This is a genomic window from Hymenobacter elongatus (assembly GCF_004745955.1).
Lineage (GTDB): Bacteria > Bacteroidota > Bacteroidia > Cytophagales > Hymenobacteraceae > Hymenobacter > Hymenobacter elongatus.
In genome coordinates this window covers 81,824-100,679 of the sequence record NZ_SRLD01000008.1, presented here as the reverse complement: position 1 = coordinate 100,679, position 18,856 = coordinate 81,824, and the positions used below count along the sequence as shown (strand labels likewise).

General features: G+C 58.6%; 18 protein-coding genes. 12 read left to right on the top strand and 6 right to left on the bottom strand.

Annotated elements, in window-relative coordinates:
- The first annotated feature begins 457 nt into the window (after window positions 1–457).
- The 10 genes from hisG to E5J99_RS06000 all read left to right on the top strand — a co-directional run bounded on the left by hisG (window position 458) and on the right by E5J99_RS06000 (window position 9,653).
- On the top strand, window positions 458–1,309 hold the full coding sequence (hisG, locus tag E5J99_RS06045; RefSeq protein WP_135496824.1) for an ATP phosphoribosyltransferase: 852 nt from the start codon (window positions 458–460) through the stop codon (window positions 1,307–1,309).
- Between the two features lie 174 nt (window positions 1,310–1,483).
- Window positions 1,484–2,794, top strand: coding sequence for a histidinol dehydrogenase (gene hisD, locus E5J99_RS06040; protein ID WP_135496823.1), 1,311 nt, complete (start codon window positions 1,484–1,486; stop codon window positions 2,792–2,794).
- 61 nt (window positions 2,795–2,855) lie between these two features.
- The gene (gene hisC / locus E5J99_RS06035) at window positions 2,856–3,908 is read left to right on the top strand and encodes a histidinol-phosphate transaminase (protein WP_135496822.1); all 1,053 of its coding nucleotides are present in this window, start codon (window positions 2,856–2,858) and stop codon (window positions 3,906–3,908) included.
- A 48-nt stretch (window positions 3,909–3,956) separates the two neighbouring features.
- Complete coding sequence (gene hisB, locus E5J99_RS06030; RefSeq protein WP_135496821.1) at window positions 3,957–5,060, top strand: bifunctional histidinol-phosphatase/imidazoleglycerol-phosphate dehydratase HisB; 1,104 nt, start codon at window positions 3,957–3,959, stop codon at window positions 5,058–5,060.
- 145 nt (window positions 5,061–5,205) lie between these two features.
- On the top strand, window positions 5,206–5,793 hold the full coding sequence (gene hisH, locus E5J99_RS06025) for an imidazole glycerol phosphate synthase subunit HisH (RefSeq protein WP_135496820.1): 588 nt from the start codon (window positions 5,206–5,208) through the stop codon (window positions 5,791–5,793).
- A 7-nt stretch (window positions 5,794–5,800) separates the two neighbouring features.
- On the top strand, window positions 5,801–6,517 hold the full coding sequence (hisA, locus tag E5J99_RS06020; RefSeq protein WP_135496819.1) for a 1-(5-phosphoribosyl)-5-[(5-phosphoribosylamino)methylideneamino]imidazole-4-carboxamide isomerase: 717 nt from the start codon (window positions 5,801–5,803) through the stop codon (window positions 6,515–6,517).
- Between the two features lie 23 nt (window positions 6,518–6,540).
- The gene (hisF, locus tag E5J99_RS06015; protein WP_135496818.1) at window positions 6,541–7,299 is read left to right on the top strand and encodes an imidazole glycerol phosphate synthase subunit HisF; all 759 of its coding nucleotides are present in this window, start codon (window positions 6,541–6,543) and stop codon (window positions 7,297–7,299) included.
- Window positions 7,300–7,370: 71 nt separating this feature from the next.
- A complete protein-coding gene (gene hisIE / locus E5J99_RS06010; protein ID WP_135496817.1) occupies window positions 7,371–8,012 on the top strand; it encodes a bifunctional phosphoribosyl-AMP cyclohydrolase/phosphoribosyl-ATP diphosphatase HisIE in 642 nt (213 codons plus the stop codon).
- Window positions 8,013–8,218: 206 nt separating this feature from the next.
- Entirely contained in the window at window positions 8,219–8,977 is a 759-nt protein-coding gene (locus E5J99_RS06005; protein WP_135496816.1) for a glycosyltransferase, read from the top strand.
- A gap of 19 nt (window positions 8,978–8,996) precedes the next feature.
- Window positions 8,997–9,653, top strand: coding sequence for a lipid-A-disaccharide synthase N-terminal domain-containing protein (locus E5J99_RS06000; protein ID WP_135496815.1), 657 nt, complete (start codon window positions 8,997–8,999; stop codon window positions 9,651–9,653).
- A gap of 12 nt (window positions 9,654–9,665) precedes the next feature.
- On the opposite strand, the gene E5J99_RS05995 is transcribed toward E5J99_RS06000, so the two are convergent.
- The 6 genes from E5J99_RS05995 to E5J99_RS05970 all read right to left on the bottom strand — a co-directional run bounded on the left by E5J99_RS05995 (window position 9,666) and on the right by E5J99_RS05970 (window position 17,632).
- Window positions 9,666–10,655, bottom strand: coding sequence for a GDP-mannose 4,6-dehydratase (locus tag E5J99_RS05995; protein WP_135496814.1), 990 nt, complete (start codon window positions 10,653–10,655; stop codon window positions 9,666–9,668).
- A 155-nt stretch (window positions 10,656–10,810) separates the two neighbouring features.
- A complete protein-coding gene (locus tag E5J99_RS05990; RefSeq protein ID WP_135496813.1) occupies window positions 10,811–11,815 on the bottom strand; it encodes a hypothetical protein in 1,005 nt (334 codons plus the stop codon).
- Window positions 11,816–12,633: 818 nt separating this feature from the next.
- Window positions 12,634–13,779 carry a tetratricopeptide repeat protein gene (locus tag E5J99_RS05985; protein WP_135496812.1) on the bottom strand — a complete coding sequence of 382 codons (1,146 nt, stop codon included), beginning with the start codon at window positions 13,777–13,779 and terminating at the stop codon, window positions 12,634–12,636.
- 170 nt (window positions 13,780–13,949) lie between these two features.
- Complete coding sequence (gene gyrA, locus E5J99_RS05980; protein WP_135496843.1) at window positions 13,950–16,532, bottom strand: DNA gyrase subunit A; 2,583 nt, start codon at window positions 16,530–16,532, stop codon at window positions 13,950–13,952.
- A gap of 113 nt (window positions 16,533–16,645) precedes the next feature.
- On the bottom strand, window positions 16,646–16,888 hold the full coding sequence (locus E5J99_RS05975; RefSeq protein ID WP_135496811.1) for a hypothetical protein: 243 nt from the start codon (window positions 16,886–16,888) through the stop codon (window positions 16,646–16,648).
- A 66-nt stretch (window positions 16,889–16,954) separates the two neighbouring features.
- A complete protein-coding gene (locus E5J99_RS05970) occupies window positions 16,955–17,632 on the bottom strand; it encodes an HD domain-containing protein (RefSeq protein WP_135496810.1) in 678 nt (225 codons plus the stop codon).
- Window positions 17,633–17,773: 141 nt separating this feature from the next.
- On the opposite strand from E5J99_RS05970, the gene parS reads away from it, so the two are divergent.
- Both parS and E5J99_RS05960 read left to right on the top strand, forming a co-directional pair.
- Window positions 17,774–18,226: a type II RES/Xre toxin-antitoxin system antitoxin gene (parS, locus tag E5J99_RS05965; RefSeq protein ID WP_135496809.1), complete on the top strand. Its 453-nt coding sequence runs from the start codon at window positions 17,774–17,776 to the stop codon at window positions 18,224–18,226.
- 80 nt (window positions 18,227–18,306) lie between these two features.
- Window positions 18,307–18,774, top strand: a complete 468-nt coding sequence (locus E5J99_RS05960; protein WP_135496808.1) for an RES family NAD+ phosphorylase — start codon at window positions 18,307–18,309, stop codon at window positions 18,772–18,774.
- The last annotated feature ends 82 nt before the right edge of the window (window positions 18,775–18,856 follow it).

Below are 18,856 nucleotides of genomic sequence, written 5' to 3'. Positions count from 1 at the left end.
TGACTCCGAAACAATAGTGCCAAAAAGAGGTTGACACCGGGTAAACCACAAAGTTCGGGGTTCGGAATATTTTTTGTCGGAATTATTTTGTTTCGAGCCCGGTGCGCGTACTTTTGCCTCACAATTACCCCGTATGCCCTTCGCCGCGTCCTTTTTTTGCTCCCTCAGCTCCCAGGCCACCCACACGGGTGCCGCTACTGGCTGGCTGCGCGCGGCGCATCATCATCATCATCTGCACGGGCACCATTCCTCTTAAGAGAGGAATGACACAAGCATATCGACCCCGTTGGGCATCTCGTACGCCGAGTGCCTGGCCGCCCCCACAGGCGGCCCCACCCGCTATTGGCGCTATTTGGCCGCCAGCCGGTTTTCTCCCTTCTCGTTTCCACTCCGATGAACAGCATGCCGGCCCGAATGGGTACGTTGCCGCTGCTTCATTCTTACTAACCACTGCTTTATGATTCGTCTGGCCATTCAGAAGTCGGGCCGCCTGAGCGAAGACTCGCTCAACCTGATCCGGGAGTGCGGTATTTCTTTCGTTAGCAGCAGCTACAAACTCAAAACCGAAGCCACCAATTTTCCCCTGGAAATCCTGTTTCTGCGCGACGATGATATTCCCGGCTACGTGCAGGACGGCGTGGCTGACCTGGGTATCGTGGGCCAGAATGTGCTGGTAGAAGCCGGTTTCCCCGATCTGGAAGTGGAAAAGCTGGGCTTCAGCAAATGCCGGCTCTCGCTGGCCATCCTGCGCTCAGAAGGCTACGACTCGGTAGCGGACTTGCAGGGCAAGAACATCGCCACGTCGTATCCCCAGATTCTGGGTCGCTACCTGGCTGGCCAGGGCGTGCAGGCCCAGCTGCACACCATCAGCGGCTCGGTAGAAATTGCCCCCAGCATCGGCCTGGCCGATGCCATCTGCGACATTGTCTCGTCGGGCTCCACGCTGCTCGGCAACGGGCTGCGGGAAGTGGAAACCGTGTTTCGCTCCGAAGCCGTGCTGATTGCCAACCAGCAGCTGTCGGCCGAAAAGCAGGAGTTGCTCAACCAGCTGCAGTTCCGGATGCAGGCCGTGCGCCGGGCCCGCCGCAACAAGTACATTCTGTTGAATGCGCCCGTGGCCGCTCTGGCCGCGGTGAAGGCGCTGCTGCCCGGCATCAAGTCGCCGACGGTGACGCCGCTGGCCGAGGAAGGCTGGGTGTCGGTGCAGTCGGTAGTCAACGAGGACGATTTCTGGCACATCACTGGTCAGCTCAAGGCCGTGGGTGCGGAAGGCATCCTGGTATTGCCGATTGAGAAGATGATTAGCTAGTAAGCCGGCCTACCCGGGGCTGGCGTGCCAGGAAGCAGGCGGTAGTGCCTACACCCTACGGCACTTTCTGAACTTCGCCCCAACAGCCCGGGTCGTTTTCGGTTGGATGCCCGGTATGCCTACCGTCCCGAATCCTGCCCACGCCAGAATCCATCCTACCCCAGACTCAACCAGATGCAAATCTTTCAATATCCCAGCCAGCCGGAATGGGCGGCGCTGCAACAGCGGGCCGCCGCCGGCCAAGCCCAGGACGTGGAGCAGCGCGTGGCGCAGATTTTTGCCGATGTGCGCCAGCGCGGCGACGCGGCCCTGCTGGAATACGCCCAGCAACTCGACGGAGCTGATGTGCGCGCGGGCCTGCGGGTAACGCCCGAAGAAATGCAGGCCTCCCAGGCGCAGGTCCCTGCCGAATTGCAGACCGCCATCCGGCAGGCCCACGCCAACATCCGTCGCTTTCACGAGGCGCAGCGTCCCACCGAAGAACGGGTCGAGACGATGCCGGGCGTGCTGTGCTGGCGCCGGGCGGTGCCGGTGCAGCGGGTGGGGTTATATATTCCCGGTGGTACGGCTCCCTTGTTCAGCACGCTGCTGATGCTGGGTGTACCGGCCCGGCTGGCCGGCTGCCCGGAGGTGGTGCTCTGCACGCCGCCGCAGAAAGACGGCTCGGTTAATCCCGTTATCCTGTTCACGGCCCAGCTGCTCAATATCACGACCATCATCAAGGCCGGGGGCGCGCAGGCCGTGGCCGCGCTGTGCGGCGGTACGGAGTCGGTGCCGGCCGTGGATAAGATTTTCGGGCCCGGCAACCGCTACGTGACGGCCGCCAAGCAGCTGGCTACCCGCTACGGCGTGGCCATTGACATGCCCGCCGGCCCGTCGGAAGTGCTGGTCATTGCCGATGAAACGGCCAATCCGGTGTTTGTGGCCGCTGATCTGCTCAGTCAGGCCGAGCACGGACCCGACTCGCAGGTGATTCTGCTTTCGGATTCGCTGGCAATGCTTGAGGCCACGCAGGTGGAGGTGCAGCGCCAGCTGGCTACGCTGCCCCGCGCCACCGTAGCAGCCCAGGCCCTGGCCGAAAGCCGCGCCATTCTGCTGCGGACGGCCGAGGAAATGCTCTTCTTCTCGAACCAGTACGCGCCCGAGCACTTGATTCTGGCCGTGAAGAACCCCGAGCAGCTAGCCGAGGGCGTCACCAGCGCCGGCTCGGTATTCCTGGGCCACCTCACGCCGGAAGCGGCCGGCGACTACGCCTCGGGCACCAACCACACGCTGCCCACCAACGGCTACGCGCGCAACTACAGTGGCGTGTCGCTCGATTCGTTCCTGAAAAAGATTACGTTTCAGCGCATCACTGCCGAGGGTCTGCACGGTCTGGGTTCCGTGGTCGAGACGATGGCGGAAGCCGAAGGCCTCACTGCCCACGCCCGCGCCATCACGCTTCGGCTGGAAACCCTGGTAAGCCCCACCCAAACCCAAGTCTAGCCTCTATTCACCTCGCCCTGTCCTTGCGCTTCGCCAGGACGGTCCACTGATTCTGTAGTGCATGTTCGAGCTCGAAAAAAATATCCGTCCCAACATCCGGGCCATGCAGCCCTATTCCTCGGCCCGCGACGAATTTCAGGGTGACGCCCGCGTGATGCTGGATGCCAACGAGAACAGCCTCGGCAGCGCCGGTCCGGAGGTGTTCAACCGCTACCCCGACCCGCAGCAGCGGGCCGTAAAAGCCGAGCTGGCTACCCTCAAGGGGCTGGACCCGGCCCAGATTTTTCTTGGCAACGGCTCGGATGAGGCCATCGACCTGCTCGTGCGCCTGACCTGCACGCCCGGCCAGGACAGCATCCTGATTCTGCCGCCCACCTATGGCATGTACGAAGTGGCGGCCAACCTCAACGACGTGCGCCTGGAGCGCATCCCGCTGACGGCCGACTTTCAGCTTTCGGCCGAAGCCGTGGCGCAGATAGTTGCTTCCGCGGCTAAGCTGGTGTTTCTGTGCTCGCCCAATAACCCGACCGGCAACCTGCTGCACGCCCAGGCGCTGGAGCAGGTACTGCGCGGCTTCCGGGGGCTGGTGGTCGTGGATGAAGCGTACGCCGATTTTGCCGCGGCTCCCAGCTGGACTACGCGGCTGGCGGAGTTTCCCAACCTGGTCGTTCTGCAAACCTTCTCCAAGGCCTGGGGCCTGGCGGGCCTGCGGCTGGGAATGGCTTTTGCCTCGCCGGCAGTCATCAGCTTCCTCAATAAGATCAAGCCTCCGTATAATGTGTCGGAGGCCACGCAGCGGCACGCGCTGGCCGCGCTGCACGATGCCCCGCACTTTGAGCAGATGCGGCAGCAGTTGCTGGCAGGCCGCATCTGGCTGCAGGCCCACCTGCCGGCGGTGCGTATCGTAGAGCATATATTTCCTTCCGACGCCAACTTCCTGCTGGTACGCTTCCGTTCCGACGCCACGGCCGTCTATGCCTACCTGCTGAGCCAGGGCATCGTGGTTCGTAATCGGACGACCCAGCCCGGCTGTGCGGGCTGCCTGCGGCTGACCGTGGGTACGGCGGCTGAGAATGAGCAGCTGGTCGCGGCCCTGCGGGAATATTCCGTTTAAGTTTTTGCCTAACCTCCCCGGTTCCTGAGAGCCGGCTAGTATATCCGCATGAAGAAAGTACTGTTCATAGACCGCGACGGCACCATCCTGCTTGAGCCGCCCACCGATTTCCAGGTTGATGCCCTGACCCGGGAGAAATTTCAGTTTGTGCCCGGCGCCATTACCGCTTTGGCCCGCATCGCCCGCGAGCTGGACTACGAGCTGGTGCTGGTCAGCAACCAGGACGGGCTGGGTACGGCCAGCTTCCCGGAAGAAACCTTCTGGCCCGCGCATACGATGATGCTCGACGTGCTGCGCTCGGAAGGAGTGGAGTTTGTCCGGGAGCACATCGACCGCAGTTTCCCCCACGACAATCTGTCCACCCGTAAGCCGGGCATCGGCATGCTGCAGCACTACCTGGCCGAGGGAAGCTATGATTTGCCGAACTCCTTCGTTATCGGCGACCGGCTTACCGACGTGGAGCTGGCCCATAACCTGGGCAGCCAATCTATTCTGATTCGGGAGGAAGCCGACGACCGTGCGGCCCTGACGACGACGAGCTGGGAAAGCATCTACCAGTTTCTGCGCCTGCCCGCCCGCCGCGCCATCGTGCAGCGCGACACGAACGAAACCAAGATCCGCATCGAGCTGAACCTCGACGGAGCGGGGCGTCCTGAGATGCACACCGGCCTGGGCTTCTTCGACCACATGCTCGATCAGCTCAGCAAGCACTCGGGCGTTGATATGAAAATCCAGGTGCAGGGCGACCTGCACATCGATGAGCACCATACCATCGAAGACACGGCCATTGCCCTGGGCGAAGCCTTCACCCAGGCCCTGGGCGACAAGCGCGGCCTGGCCCGCTACGGCTTTCTGCTGCCCATGGACGACGTGCTGGCCCAGGCCGCCATCGACTTTTCCGGCCGGCCCTGGATTGTGTGGGAGGCCGAGTTCAAGCGGGAGCGGGTAGGGGATATGCCCTGCGAATTATTCTACCATTTCTTCAAGAGCTTCTCTGACGCGGCCCGCTGCAACCTCAACATTAAGTGCGAAGGCCAGAACGAACACCACAAGATCGAAGCCATTTTCAAGGCCGTCGCCAAGGCCATCAAGATGGCCTTGGTGCGGGATGCCGGCAAGATGGAAATTCCCAGCACGAAAGGAATTTTGTAGAGTCACCCTCTTTATCCAAATGTTTTAACATTTGGATAAAGAGCTCATGCGTGCCTGTAGTGGGTGGTTTAGCTGGTTAACCCCCTGACTGACACCGCTAGGTTTCTCTTATTATGCAAATGAATAAACGCCTAACATTACTCAAATGAAAATAGCGGTAATAGATTATAAGGGCGGCAACGTGCAGTCGGTGCTGTTTGCCCTGGAGCGGCTGGGTGTGCAGGCCACGCTCACGGCCGATCCGGAGGTTATCCGGCGGGCCGATAAGATTCTGTTTCCGGGCGAGGGTGAGGCTGCTTCCGCCATGCGGGAGCTGCGGGCGCAGGGCCTGGATCAGGTATTGCCCACGCTCACCCAGCCCTTCCTGGGAATCTGTCTGGGCATGCAGCTGCTGGGTACCCACAGCGAGGAAAACGACACCTCGATGCTGGGAATTCTGCCCTTCGAGGTGAAGCGCTTTGCGGCGGCGGCCGAGTTCAAGGTGCCCCACATGGGCTGGAATACATTGCAGCAGCTTCGCTCGCCCTTGTTTGCCGGCTTGCGGGAGCAGGACTTCGTGTACTTCGTGCACAGCTACTATGCTCCCGTCGGCGAGTATACTATTGCTGAGGCCGCCTACCCCATGCCCTTCAGCGCCGCCGTGCAGCACCACAACTTCTACGCCGTGCAGTTTCATACCGAGAAGAGCGGCCCGGTGGGTACGCGTATTCTCGACAACTTCCTGAAGCTTTAATTCTCCCATGGAAATCATTCCCGCTATTGACCTCATCCACGGCCAGTGCGTGCGCCTCACCGAAGGCGACTTTGCCCAGCAAACCACCTACGATGCCGACCCGCTGGCCGTAGCCCAGCGCTTCGAAGCCGCCGGGGTGCGCCGCCTGCACCTGGTAGATCTGGATGGGGCCCGGGCCCGGCAGCCGGTGAACCTGGCCGTGCTGGAAAGCATTGCCCGCCACACCAGTCTCGTGATTGACTTTGGGGGCGGCTTGCAGAGTGAGCAGGCCGTGCGCCAGGCCTTCGACGCGGGTGCTGCCCAGATTACGGCCGGCAGCATTGCGGTGCGGGAGCCCGAAACCGTGGCGCAGTGGCTGCGCACGTTTGGAGCGGCGCGCATCCTGATTGGGGCTGATTTTCGCGACAACCACATTTCTATCAATGCCTGGGCCGAGCAGTCGGAGCGGACGGTGGCCGAGTTTATTGCCGCGTACCTAGCCCAGGGAGCCACCACTTTTGTGTGCACCGATGTCAGCAAGGATGGCAAGCTGCAGGGTCCGGCCCTGGAAACCTACCAGCTCCTGCGCCGCCAGTTGCCCGCCGCCCAGCTCGTGGCCAGCGGCGGCGTCACGACGCTGGCCGACGTGGAAGCCTTGGCCGAAGCCGGGATGCACGGCGCTATTATTGGCAAAGCCATCTACGAGGGCACCATCTCGTTGGCCGACCTGCAGAAGTTCCTCTAGCTCTCTATTCCAGCCCTAGCTGTATGCTCACCAAACGTATTATTCCCTGCCTCGACGTGAAAGATGGCCGCACCGTGAAGGGCGTCCGCTTCGAGGGCCTGCGCGACGCCGGCGACCCGGTGGCCCTGGCGGCCCGCTACGCCCAGGAAGGAGCCGACGAGCTGGTATTTCTCGATATCACGGCTACCAACCAGAAGCGCACCACGCTACTTCATTTGGTGCGCGACGTGGCCCGCGAGCTGGATATTCCTTTTACCGTGGGGGGCGGTATCGGTACCGTGGCTGATGTGGAAGCCTTGCTGCTGAGTGGAGCCGATAAGGTCAGCATCAACTCTGCGGCCCTGCACCGCCCCGAGCTGATCGACGAGCTGGCCCGCCGCTTCGGCAGCCAGTGCATCGTGGTAGCGGCCGATGCGCGCTACACGGCCGAGGCCGGGTGGCAGGTGTATACCCGCGCCGGTACCCATAATACCGAGCGCGACGCCGTGGCCTGGTGCCGGGAGGCCGCCGAGCGTGGGGCCGGCGAGCTGTTGCTGACCTCCATGAGCAACGACGGCACTAAGGATGGCTTTGCCCTGGATATAACCGGCGCCGTGGCCCGGGCCGTATCCATCCCGGTGGTGGCTTCGGGCGGGGCGGGGAGCATGGCGCACTTCACCCAGGTCTTCCAGCAGGCGCAGGCCCACGCCGGTCTGGCCGCCAGCATCTTTCATTTCGGCGAAATCGGCATCCGGGAGCTGAAAGAGCACCTGCAGGCCGAAGGCATTCCGATGCGGCTGTAGCCTGCGGGGCGGCTCTGCTTGCCGTCGGCTCTGTTGGTCGGCAGCCTTTCTTCTTAACCTGATCTGTACGCGTGGAACTCGACTTTAAAAAAATGGATGGGCTGCTGCCCGCCGTAGTACAGGATGCTGCCACGGGGCAGGTACTGATGCTGGGATACATGAATGAGGAAGCCTGGACCAAAACCCAGGCCGAAGGCCGCGTGACGTTCTTCTCCCGCTCCAAAAACCGGCTCTGGACCAAGGGCGAAACCTCCGGCAACTTCCTGACCGTCGTCAGCCTGCACGCCGACTGCGACCAGGATGCCATCCTGGTGCGGGCCCGGCCCGACGGCCCGACCTGCCACCGCGGTACGGTCAGCTGTTTCGAGCAGGTCGACCAAACGGCCCTGCCCACGGCTCCGATCAGCTTTCTGGCCGAGCTGGAGCAGCTGGTGCAGCGCCGCCGCGACTTTCCCGACGAAGATCCGAAGTCCTACACGGCTTCGTTGTTTCGCAAAGGCTTGCCCAAGATTGCCCAGAAAGTAGGGGAGGAAGCCGTCGAAACCGTCATTGATGCCGTGGCCGGCAACAAGCAGGGTCTGCCCGGCGAAGCTGCCGACTTGCTCTATCACCTGCTGGTGCTGCTGGCCGCCTCTGGCTTATCTCTGGACGATGTCCTTGCCGTGTTGCGGCAGCGTCACACGACTATTTCCGGGGGCATCCGGCGCGATTAGTCGTCCCGTTCTGGTATTGTATTCTATCGGAACGGGGCGCTGTCGTGTGTTGCCGGTTTAAGTTGGTAATCGATGTAAAAGCTCGATGAGTTGCATCCTTGCGGAGTAGGTAGTGCTGGACGAGCTGAATAGTCACCTCGCGCAAGGACGTCAAAACCAGGCTCAGGATAATTAGTGCTATTTTACACCCCGCTTGAAGCACTTGTATGTCTGATACCTCTTCTTATTTGGCTCGGCAGCAGCTAACGGTGCTGGTTCCCGTCTACAACGAGGAGGAAAGCCTGGGGCAGTTTGTGGTGGAGATGAACGTCTTTCTGGCCCAGACGCCGCTACCCACCACCGTACTGTTTGTGAACGATGGCAGTACCGACGGCTCGCTGGCGTTGCTACGCGGTATTTGCGGCTCGGATGTGCGCTACGAATATATTTCCCTGGCCCGCAATCAGGGGCTGAGCACGGCCATCAAAGCCGGTATCGACCACTGCCGCGGCACCCTGGTCGGGTATATCGACTCCGACATTCAGACCACGCCGCTCGACTTCCTCCACTTTCTGGCCTTCTTTCCCGAGTACGACATGGTCAATGGTATCCGGGCCCGGCGGCAGGATACGCTGGTTAAAAAGCTGTCTTCCCGGTTGGCCAATACCGTACGCCGGACCCTTATTAATGATGGTATCCAGGATACGGGCTGCCCCCTCAAAATTCTCAAAATAGAATATGCCCGACGGCTGCCGTTATTTCACGGCATGCACCGCTTCCTGGGAGCGTTGGTGCAGCTGCAGGGCGGGCGGGTGAAGCAGCTGCCGGTTCAGCATTTCCCGCGCTTTGCCGGCACGGCCAAATATACCCTCTGGAACCGCGCCTGGAAGCCCCTGGTCGATACGTTCGGCTTCCGCTGGATTCGGAGCCGCTGGAAAAACTACGAAATCGGGGAGGCCCTGCGCGCCGAGTCCCGGTCGTCGTAACGTTCGCTGTTAAGGAAGTATGAGTGGCCATACCCTCGCGCTGGCCATTGGGCTGGTTTCGCAGCTGCTGTTTTCCAGTCGCATCGTGCTGCAATGGGTGCAGAGCGAACGGGCCCGGCGGGTGCTGGTGCCTACGCTATTCTGGAAGATAAGCCTGCTGTCATCCTTTCTGATGATTATATACGGCATGCTGCGCCACGACCCCATCATTCTGGTCGCACAGCTGCTGAGCTATGGTATCTATATCCGCAACCTGCAGCTGCTGGGCGAATGGGGGAAGCTCAGCTCGTGGTTCCGGTTGGTAGCCTACGGATTCCCGCTGGGGATGCTGGGGTGGTTCGGGGTAGGAACTCCGCATTTTGGCCTGCAGCACATGCTGCACACGGCTATTCCCGGCGGCTGGCTGGTGCTGGGGGCGGTGGGGCAGGTCGTATTTCTACTGCGCTTTGTCTACCAGTGGCTGTACTCCGAGCGCCGGGGGACCTCTGTGCTACCCTTGGGCTTCTGGGTGGTCAGCCTAGCCGGTTCCATCCTGATTCTGACCTATGCGCTGCTACGCCTCGATAGTGTACTGATTGTTGGCAACGTGTTTGGTACGGTGGTATATGCTCGCAATATTCTGCTGTTGCGGCGGGAGCAGCGGCCGCAGGTCGGTTTAAACCTGCCTGGGCGTTAGTACGCCGTTTGTTCAAATGGTGTCTACTAGTGTGGGCTGGTCAAGCCAGGCCACAAACTGCTGTAGTCCGTCGTCCAGGGTGGTGCGAGGCGTGTAGCCGAGGAGTTGGTGCGCTTTGCCGATGTCGGCGAAGGTCGTATCGGCATCGCCGGCCTGCATCGGTTGAAAGACTAAATGAGGTTTGCCGGGAATTCCCACCGCTGCCGCTACGGCCCGGATAAGCGTTAGTAGGGGGACGGGATGATGGTTTCCTAGGTTAACGATTTCGTAGACGCATTGCTTGCGCACCAGATACGCCACGCCCTGCAGAATCCCGGCTACGGTATCATCGACGAAAGTGTAGTCGCGGGCCGTCGATCCATCGCCATACACCGGAATTGGCTGCTGCTGGCGCAGGAGCTGCGCGAATTTATAAATGGCCAGGTCGGGGCGCTGGCGCGGGCCATATACCGTAAAAAAACGGCCCACTATGACCGACAATCCGTACAGATGGTGGTACGTATGGGTTAGATGTTCTCCAGCCAGCTTACTGACCGCATACGGCGATAGACAACTGTGCACCAGCGCCATATCTTCCCGGAAGGGCTTTTGAGCAGTATTGCCATACACGGAAGAGGAGGAGGAGAAAAACAGCTTGGTGATGCAGCGCTGCCGCATCCATTCCAGCAGATGCAGTGTGCCCTGCACGTTGTTTTCCAGGTACGCCTGAGGCTCCCGTACCGACAGTCCGACGCCCGCCTTGGCGGCAAGATGCACTACTATGTCGATTTCTTCCGGGGGTAAGTTCTCGTGTAATGCTAGCGAGCCAGCCCGCAAATCAAGCTCGTAAAATACAAAGCCGGGGTGGAGCAGCAGAGCCGCCATATTTACCTCTTTGCGGCGGCGGTCGTAGAATAGATCAAAGTTATCGAGGCCCAGAACCCGGTAGCCTTGGGCCAGGAGCTGCTCGCATACGTGCGACCCAATGAAGCCCGCGCAGCCGGTAACCAGGACAGTATGCATAGAGAGAAGCCAAAATGGTAAAAGCAGCGAATGAAATAAAGGTAAGGGTATCAGGGCAAGCGGCGGGGGGGTACAACAATTTTCTGTTTAACATAATTAATAAACAAGTGCAGAGAATTGCGTTTTTCCCGAGTGGGAGTAGAGCCGACAAAGTGTCAGCGGCTAAGTTGTTTCCGCACCTTTTCCAGCAGGATATTCACAATCTGTAGGTCGTCAATATCCTGAATAGCCAGTTGCGTATCAATCCCTGGCCCGCTAATCCGAATGAAGTAGCCTTCCTGGACAGTTGGGGCCTTACTGTTAGAATCTGTTGCTGTAGATGATTCCGAAGCGTGTGGGGCTTTACGTGCCAGTGGTTCGGGTTGCGTTGGCGCCCAGGTCTCTTTACTTGCTAGCGGTGTTTGCGAGCTGTTGTAAAGCTCTGGCGCAGAACCAATGTCTTCCACCACGTCGTCCATACTTTCTGTATCCAACCCGAATAAGCTTGATACCGCGTCATGGGTCCGTATGGAAGCTGTTGGCGGGCTGGTGGGCGCAGGTACAAATACAAAAGAGGTCACAGCTGCACTACTATTGGAAGCATCAGCAGTAGCTGTTGGCTCGGGCGGAGTTGTTTGGGTTTTGAAAAGGTTCTGTGGTAGTTCCGTGCTAGCCAGCTCCCGGCGTGGCGCTTGTTGAGCTGCCAATTGGTCTATGTCAGCCACTGTGTTGCGTTCATCCATTATCCCGGCCATGCGGGCCCCTTCAACGAATGACTTGGCCACAACCTGCGCATTTATCTCCTCGACGCCAAACTCTCGGATAAGCATCACGTCAAGCATATGCACGGGTAATTCCCTGTTGCGAAACTTGCGGCAGATCTGCGTAAAGAGTGGAGGATGCAGGAAGGCCTCGCGATGGAATACTTTCTCTTCCTGCTTGTCGTAGGCGTGTTTAATGCGGCGAAACAGATTAGTAGTTGTCAGTAGCTCACGCTTGCTGGTAACTAAGCCAAACTTCACTGCCGAACCAATGATGGCCTTGAAAGAGCCACTCACTTTGCGGTTTAACTTCCGGGCACATGTGTCGATAGCGCATTTACCGCCAGTGTCATCAACTACTTCCGCTACTTCCCATGCGCTCATGTAGCTAGTGCGCGGATAGTCTATGGTCTTGGGCATGTAACGAGTAATTCAGACAAGAGATGAAAGTACAAGTATAAGAACAGCAAGTATATAATAGCAGCAAATAGTATAAAAAAGTATAATATTTAAAAGCTTTTTTATACTATTTTATACTTTGATAGACTTGTAATGATTGAATCACTATCGAAGGTAAACCCTTGCTGATACCGCACCCAAAGTGATTAACAAATACCACTCATACATGCTAGGGCCGCGGGGCCGACAGGGAGGGCCAATGCTCTGTTTACAGCTTGTTTACAACCCACAACAGATCTTCACGCATTTAAGTGTTCAACAGATCACATACGGCTAGGTACCACTGAAACGCACATAAACTACCAGGAGCGGGGTACCCTAAAAAAAGAATGAAACGCTATGGAACTGTAGTTAGATTCCAACACACGCGCACACTGAATCGAACACTGATATGACAGTAGATTTAGATTGAAATTCTTTCATCGGCACTTTGCAGAATAAGGAGGCAGCATGAGAACGATAAAACAAAGTTTAAAGGATGCTGCCTAAAATAGCTTCCAAGCTTTCTGGTAGCCGCAGTGACAACTCCAACGAGAATAACCTACAGCTAGCTGATCCTGCGCTTCCACACAAACGCCCTAATTCGGCAGCAAGTCAGTCGTAACCGAGGACTCTATACAATGGAGATTCTGCCCGGAAACGACTGTAAAACCTAGACTGCATTAACTGCTGGCGATTTGTCTTATAATTTATATTATGTTAAGTACGGTTTTTAAAAAAGCGGCTCGTTGTGCAACGAGCCGCTTTTTTAAACATCCCCTGCTGGTGCAGAGATTATCTTATTTTTTATTCAGCGCCTCCAGCTTGGTGTTCATCTTTTCGGCGTCGGCATTACGTCCTAAGCGGACGTATACTTTCTGCAAGGAAGAAACCACCGCCCGATCATTGGGCTGCAACTGCAACGCCTTCTCGAAATACGGCAATGATTCCTGGAAGTATTTCTTGCCATCGGCCTCGAATTTCTTACCCGACTTCTGATACGTAGCCAAGTCCATCTTACTAGCCTTGGTGAACAGATCGGCCGCTTTATTATAGTTGTATACGCCCAGGTTGAATTGCGCATCGAAGTTGCTCGGATCTACTTCCACCGACTTCCGGTAAGCAGCCAGGGCTTTTTCCGGCTGCTTGCCCTGATCATACAGTGAGCCGAGCACCGCGTACAAGTTCCCGTTCGTCGGATCGGCGGCAATAGCTTTTTCCAGCTTGCCGATTGCTTCCGGTCCACGGCCCGCGCTGAGGTACATGTTCAGCTCCTCGAGCATGAAGACCTTGTTGTTGGGGTAAGCAACCAGGGCTTGCTGAACTACTTTCATTGCCTCCGCGTCGTTTTTCTCCTGCCGGGCCATCTGCAGCATCCGACCGTACAAAGCGGGCGACTTGTAGTTCATCGCCAGCAGCTTGCCATACGTGTCTCTGGCGGTGCTGTAATCCTGCTTGGCTTCGGCAGCGTATGCTGCATACAGATACGCCGTCGTATCCTGCGGGCGAATCTGCTGGGCCATCCGATACGACTCGAGTGCGGCATCGTAGTTTTTGCCGTTGTAGCTTTCAACGCCGGCGTTGAAAGCCAGCCCGTAGAGGTTGTCTAGCTTCTGCACGGCCAGCTTGCCGAACTCCCCTGTTTTCCCATCAAGCTCGATGGTTTTGTTATAAGACTCGTAGGCTATTTTCGTGCCTTCACTGGCTTTCAGGTTTTTGCTGTAGATGGGGCTCGCCAATATTCCCTCGTAAATCTCGCCCCGCGTATACCAGGTTTTGGCTTTGGTAGAGGTCTTCTCGTTGAGCACCGCCTTGTCAATATCGACCTGTGCTTTATCGAGCAATCCGCTACGCTGGTTCAGGATAGCATTCGTCACGGCCGATTGTTGGGCCGAAGCAGTATGCAGCGCGGCAGCAGCTACGAGCGTCAGAAAAATCTTCTTCATGGTTTTTGGCTGAAGAATAAAGGATGGATGAGTGGAAGGAATTGGAAAAGAAACGCCCGGGGCCAACACTTGGTTCAGCCGCCCGGCGAGAAAGGAAAAAGGCTTGCATGCCCTCAGTTGGGCATTCTAAACGAATACCGTGCCCGAAAGTACGCAAGCCTTTTTAACTCTTAGTTGTCGCTAAGCGTATCCGGATCGGTTAGGGAAGCTACATCATCCGATGCCAGAGGTGCATCCGACAGATGCTCCGCGGCCCCGTCCGGGCTACCGTTTACCCCGCCTTCACCCTCCAGAGCGTCGGGCTCCTTATCATCGGTGGCCACTTTGGCCACCGATGATATTTCGTCGCCCTCATTGATTTTCAGCAGCCGTACGCCCTGCGTAGCCCGCCCAATGGTGCGCAAATCACTCATGCGCAGCCGGATGGTGATACCGGACTTGTTGATAATCATCAGCTCGTCCGAGTCCTGCACGTCCTTGATGGCTACCAGCGCCCCGGTTTTGTCCGTGATTTTCATGGCGCGCACGCCCTTACCACCCCGGTTGGTGACGCGGTACTCCTCCAGGGAACTGCGCTTGCCATAACCATTCTCCGACACCACCAACAACTCCTGGGTGGTTGGGTCAGAAATGCAGACCATGCCGACTACCCGATCGGTCTTATCGGCCAGGCTGATACCGCGCACCCCGGCGGCGTTGCGGCCCATCGAGCGCACTTTGCCTTCCGGGAAGCGCACAGCCCGGCCTGAGCTCAGGGCCACCACAATCTCACTGGTGCCGGTGGTGAGCTGTACGTCCAGCAGCCGGTCGCCCTCGTTGATGGTAATGGCGTTGATACCAGCCGTACGGGGTCGCGAATACGCTTCGAGCGGCGTTTTCTTCACCGTGCCCTGCTCCGTGCAGAACATCAGGAAGGTATTTTCCAGGTAGTCCGGGTCGCGCAGCCCACGCACGTTCAGCACGGAGCGCACCGAATCCTCGCGCGGAATCTCAATCAGGTTCTGAATCGGCCGGCCTTTGGTGTTCTTCCCTCCTTCCGGAACTTCGTACACCTTGAGCCAAAACACGCGGCCCAGCTCCGTAAAGAATAGCAGGTACTCGTGGGTGGTTGCCACAAACAGGTGCTCCGTGAAGTCGTCCTGCTTGGAGGCTGCTCCTTTGGCACCTACGCCACCGCGTCCCTGCGTCCGGTATTCGTCCAAGGCTGTGCGCTTGATGTAGCCTTCGCGCGAGATGGTGATAACCATGCTCTCGTCGGCAATCATGTCCTCCATTGAGAAGTCGCCGCCGGCGTACTCAATCATGGTGCGGCGCTTATCGCCATACCGTTCCCGGATGTCGATCAACTCATCCTTGATGATCTGGCGCTGGAGCTCATCGGAAGCCAATACCGCCTTCAGATGGTCGACCAGCCGCATGAGCTCTTCGTACTCCTGCACGATTTTGTCGCGCTCCAGGCCCGTGAGGCGCTGCAGACGCATGTCCAGGATAGCGCGGGCCTGCACCTCACTCAGGGCGAAGCGCTCGATCAGCTGGGCCCGGGCGGCATCCCCGTCGCGGGAGCTCCGGATCAGAGCGATTACCTCATCCAGATGATCGAGCGCAATAAGCAAGCCTTCCAGGATGTGGGCCCGCTTCTGAGCTTCGGCCAGCTCGTAGCGCGTACGGCGCACGATAACATCGGCGCGGTGCTCCACGAAATAGTGAATCAGCTCCTTCAGGTTCAACGTCATCGGGCGGCCTTTCACCAGGCACACGTTGTTGACGCCGAAAGAGGATTGCAGCTGCGTATAGCGGTAGAGTTGATTGAGCACCACGTTGGGCATGGCGTCGCGCTTCAAATCATACACGATACGCATCCCGTCGCGGTCGGACTCGTCGCGCAGGTCGGAAATGCCCTCGATCCGCTTCTCGTTAATCAGCGCAGCAGTTTTCTCGATCATCGACGCCTTATTCACCATATAGGGAATTTCGGTGATGACGATTTGCTCCTTGCCGCTGGGCAGCGTTTCGTAGTGGGCTTTGGCCCGCATTACGATGCGGCCCCGGCCGGTTTCAAAAGCCTGCTTCACGCCCTCGTAGCCGTAGATGGTACCACCGGTCGGAAAATCCGGAGCGGTAACGAACTCCATCAGCTCGGGAATGGTGATGTCCTCGTTGTCGAGGTAGGCAATGATGCCGCTAACGACTTCTGTCAGGTTGTGAGGGGCCATGTTGGTAGCCATACCCACGGCAATACCCGTCGTGCCGTTAACCAGCAGGTTCGGGAATTTAGCCGGCATCACGCTGGGCTCTTCCAGCGAATCATCGAAGTTGGGTTGAAAATCGACGGTATCCTTGTCCAGGTCGCCCAGCATTTCGTCGGCCAGGCGCTTGAGGCGGGCTTCGGTGTAGCGCATGGCGGCCGGCGAGTCGCCGTCGATGGAGCCGAAGTTTCCCTGCCCATCCACCAGCGGATAGCGCAGGCTCCAGTCCTGGGCCATGCGCACCATCGTGTCGTAGACCGAGGAGTCGCCGTGGGGGTGGTACTTACCCAGCACCTCGCCCACGATACGGGCACTTTTTTTATAGGATTTGTTGTAGGATACGCCCAGTTCGGACATGCCGTAGAGCACGCGTCGGTGCACGGGCTTCAGGCCGTCGCGCACGTCGGGCAGCGCCCGGGAGATGATGACCGACATCGAATAATCGATGTAAGCGCCACGCATCTCGTCTTCAATGTTAATCGGAATGATCTTTTCGCCTTCCGCCATAGGGAAATCTAAGTCGGCCATGGCTCCTGGAAAGAGGAGCGCTTGGCACCAGTGAATGAGTACTGCGAGAAGCCCGCAAGCTACGAAAAAGGGCCCGTTTTGCCTAATTCAGGCTATTCTTTTGACTTGCTCTTATCGGCTTTGTGCTGGCCGGCTTTGGGATTATAGGTCTTGATTTTTTCCCCCACCGCCGGGTTCTGTTTTTTCCACAACGGCTGCCCCCGATACCGGTTGCCGTTATGGGAATGCATCTTGCGCGTGTGGCAGGAGGTCATGGGACAGGTGCGGCAGGAGGCAGCCCCCACCAGTAGCAGCAGCGGCAGCAGGAGCCGCAGAGAAAGCAAACGAAATGTCATGGGCCAAAGGTAGAAATTCGGGTGCCAGTTACCAGCCCAGAGCTTCAGGCCGACGGAGAGGGTCGTTTAGGCGAGGTCCTCCCCTTCCCACTCGCGCAGAAACTGCGCCAGGAAGGTTTCCAGAAACTGGTGGCGCTCCTCGGCAATGCGGCGGGCAGCGGGCGTGTGCAGCCGCTCGCGCAGGTGCAGCAGCTTTTCGTAAAAGTGGTTGATCGTAGGAGCCGCGTTGCGCTTGTAGCTTTCAAAGGACTCGTGGGCCACGGGCGGCACGGCGGGGTCGTGGAGCGAACGACCTTTGTGGCCGCCGTAGGCAAAAGCCCGCGCCACCCCAATGGCGCCAATGGCATCAAGGCGGTCGGCGTCCTGCACTACTTCCCCTTCCGGCGTGCTCATGGGCGTGGGCACCCCCAGCCCTTTGAAGGAAATCTCCCGAATAATGGTCTCCACGCGGACAATAATAGCCTCGGGCACCGACAGACCCGTTAGCCAGGCGCGGGCGGCGCGGGGTCCGGCTTCCTCATCACCGGCGTGAAACTTCCAGTCGGCCACGTCGTGCAGCAGCGCCGCCAGCTCCGTCACGAGCGGATCGGCAGCGGGCAGCGTGACGGCCAGGGCCCGGCTGGTGTGCCATACCCGGCGAATGTGGGCCCAGTCGTGGCCGGAGCCCTCGCCGAGAAATTTGTCGCGGACGAAGTCGGCGGTTTGGGCAATGATGTGCGGCGCGTTCAGCGTAGTAGTTGACATACGAAAAGAGAGTAGCGGGCCAAAGTAGCAACTTCGAGCCAGTCGCACGGGCAAGACAGGGTGCAACGGCACGTGAATTTATAGTCGCGGAAAATGGTTATTGCGTATATTGCCTTCAAATGACGATTCAAAAATAAGCAAATGACTCTCGTTCGTAGAACCTCCGTGGCCACGATGGTCGATCTGATGGGCGGCGGGGCCGTCATTCCGCAGCTGGTGCACAACGAGCTGGATCTGCTGGCCGTGGCCGTTAAGGGGCTGTCGGTGCAGGCGTTGCGAGCCTTGCAGCTACGGCTGCGCTTTTCCAACAAGGAAATCAGTGTGGTACTGGGAGTATCGGAGAGCACGCTGGCCCGGCGCGAGCAAGCCAAGCGGGCCCTGACGCTGGACGAGGCCGAGAAGACTATTCAACTCTCGGCCGTACTAGCCAAAGGACTGGACGTATTCGAAGATCAGGATGATTTTCACCACTGGCTGGAAACGCCCAACCCGGCCCTGGGCAGCATCAAGCCCAAGGAGCTGCTTTCTTCTGCCATCGGGCGGGAGCAGGTGCGCGAAATTCTGGGCCGCATCGAATACGGAATTTACTCCTGAGGCCTACGATTTTATTCCTGTGCTGCCCGATTCCAGAGCGGCTCCTCCCCTGTTCCTTCCGTTGATCCAGCTCCCCCGGCATGCGCCTCTACCGGCTCGGCAAATCGCCTTATATCAAAGACACTACCGGCCAGGGTGGCCTTTACTACGCGGGCCGGTGGCACGAGAAAGGCACCCCAATTCTGTATACCTCCGAGCATTTGTCGCTGGCCAAGCTAGAGGTGCTCGCCAACTCGCCCTCGCTACCGCGCAACTATTTTGCCCTGACCCTGGAAGTGCCGGACGCTACCCCTATCAGGGAAATAAACATGGCCCAGCTGCCCGCTAACTGGCAGCAGATGCCCTATCCGCTGGAGCTGGCCCAGCTTACCCGCGCCTGGCTGGACGAAGGTAGCCACTGGATTATGAAGGTTCCCTCGGCCCACGCCCCCACGGAATGGAACTACCTGCTCAATCCCCGGCACCCGGCACACGAGCAGCTACGGGTAATTTCGCTGGAGCCGCATCCCTTTGATCCGCGTCTGAAGCCGGACAATAGTGACAAGTAGAATGACCTGATGTAGTAGCTTCCGGACCAACACAGACCGCGGCTGCAGAGCGCTAGCAACGAAAAAGGCACCGGTTATCCGG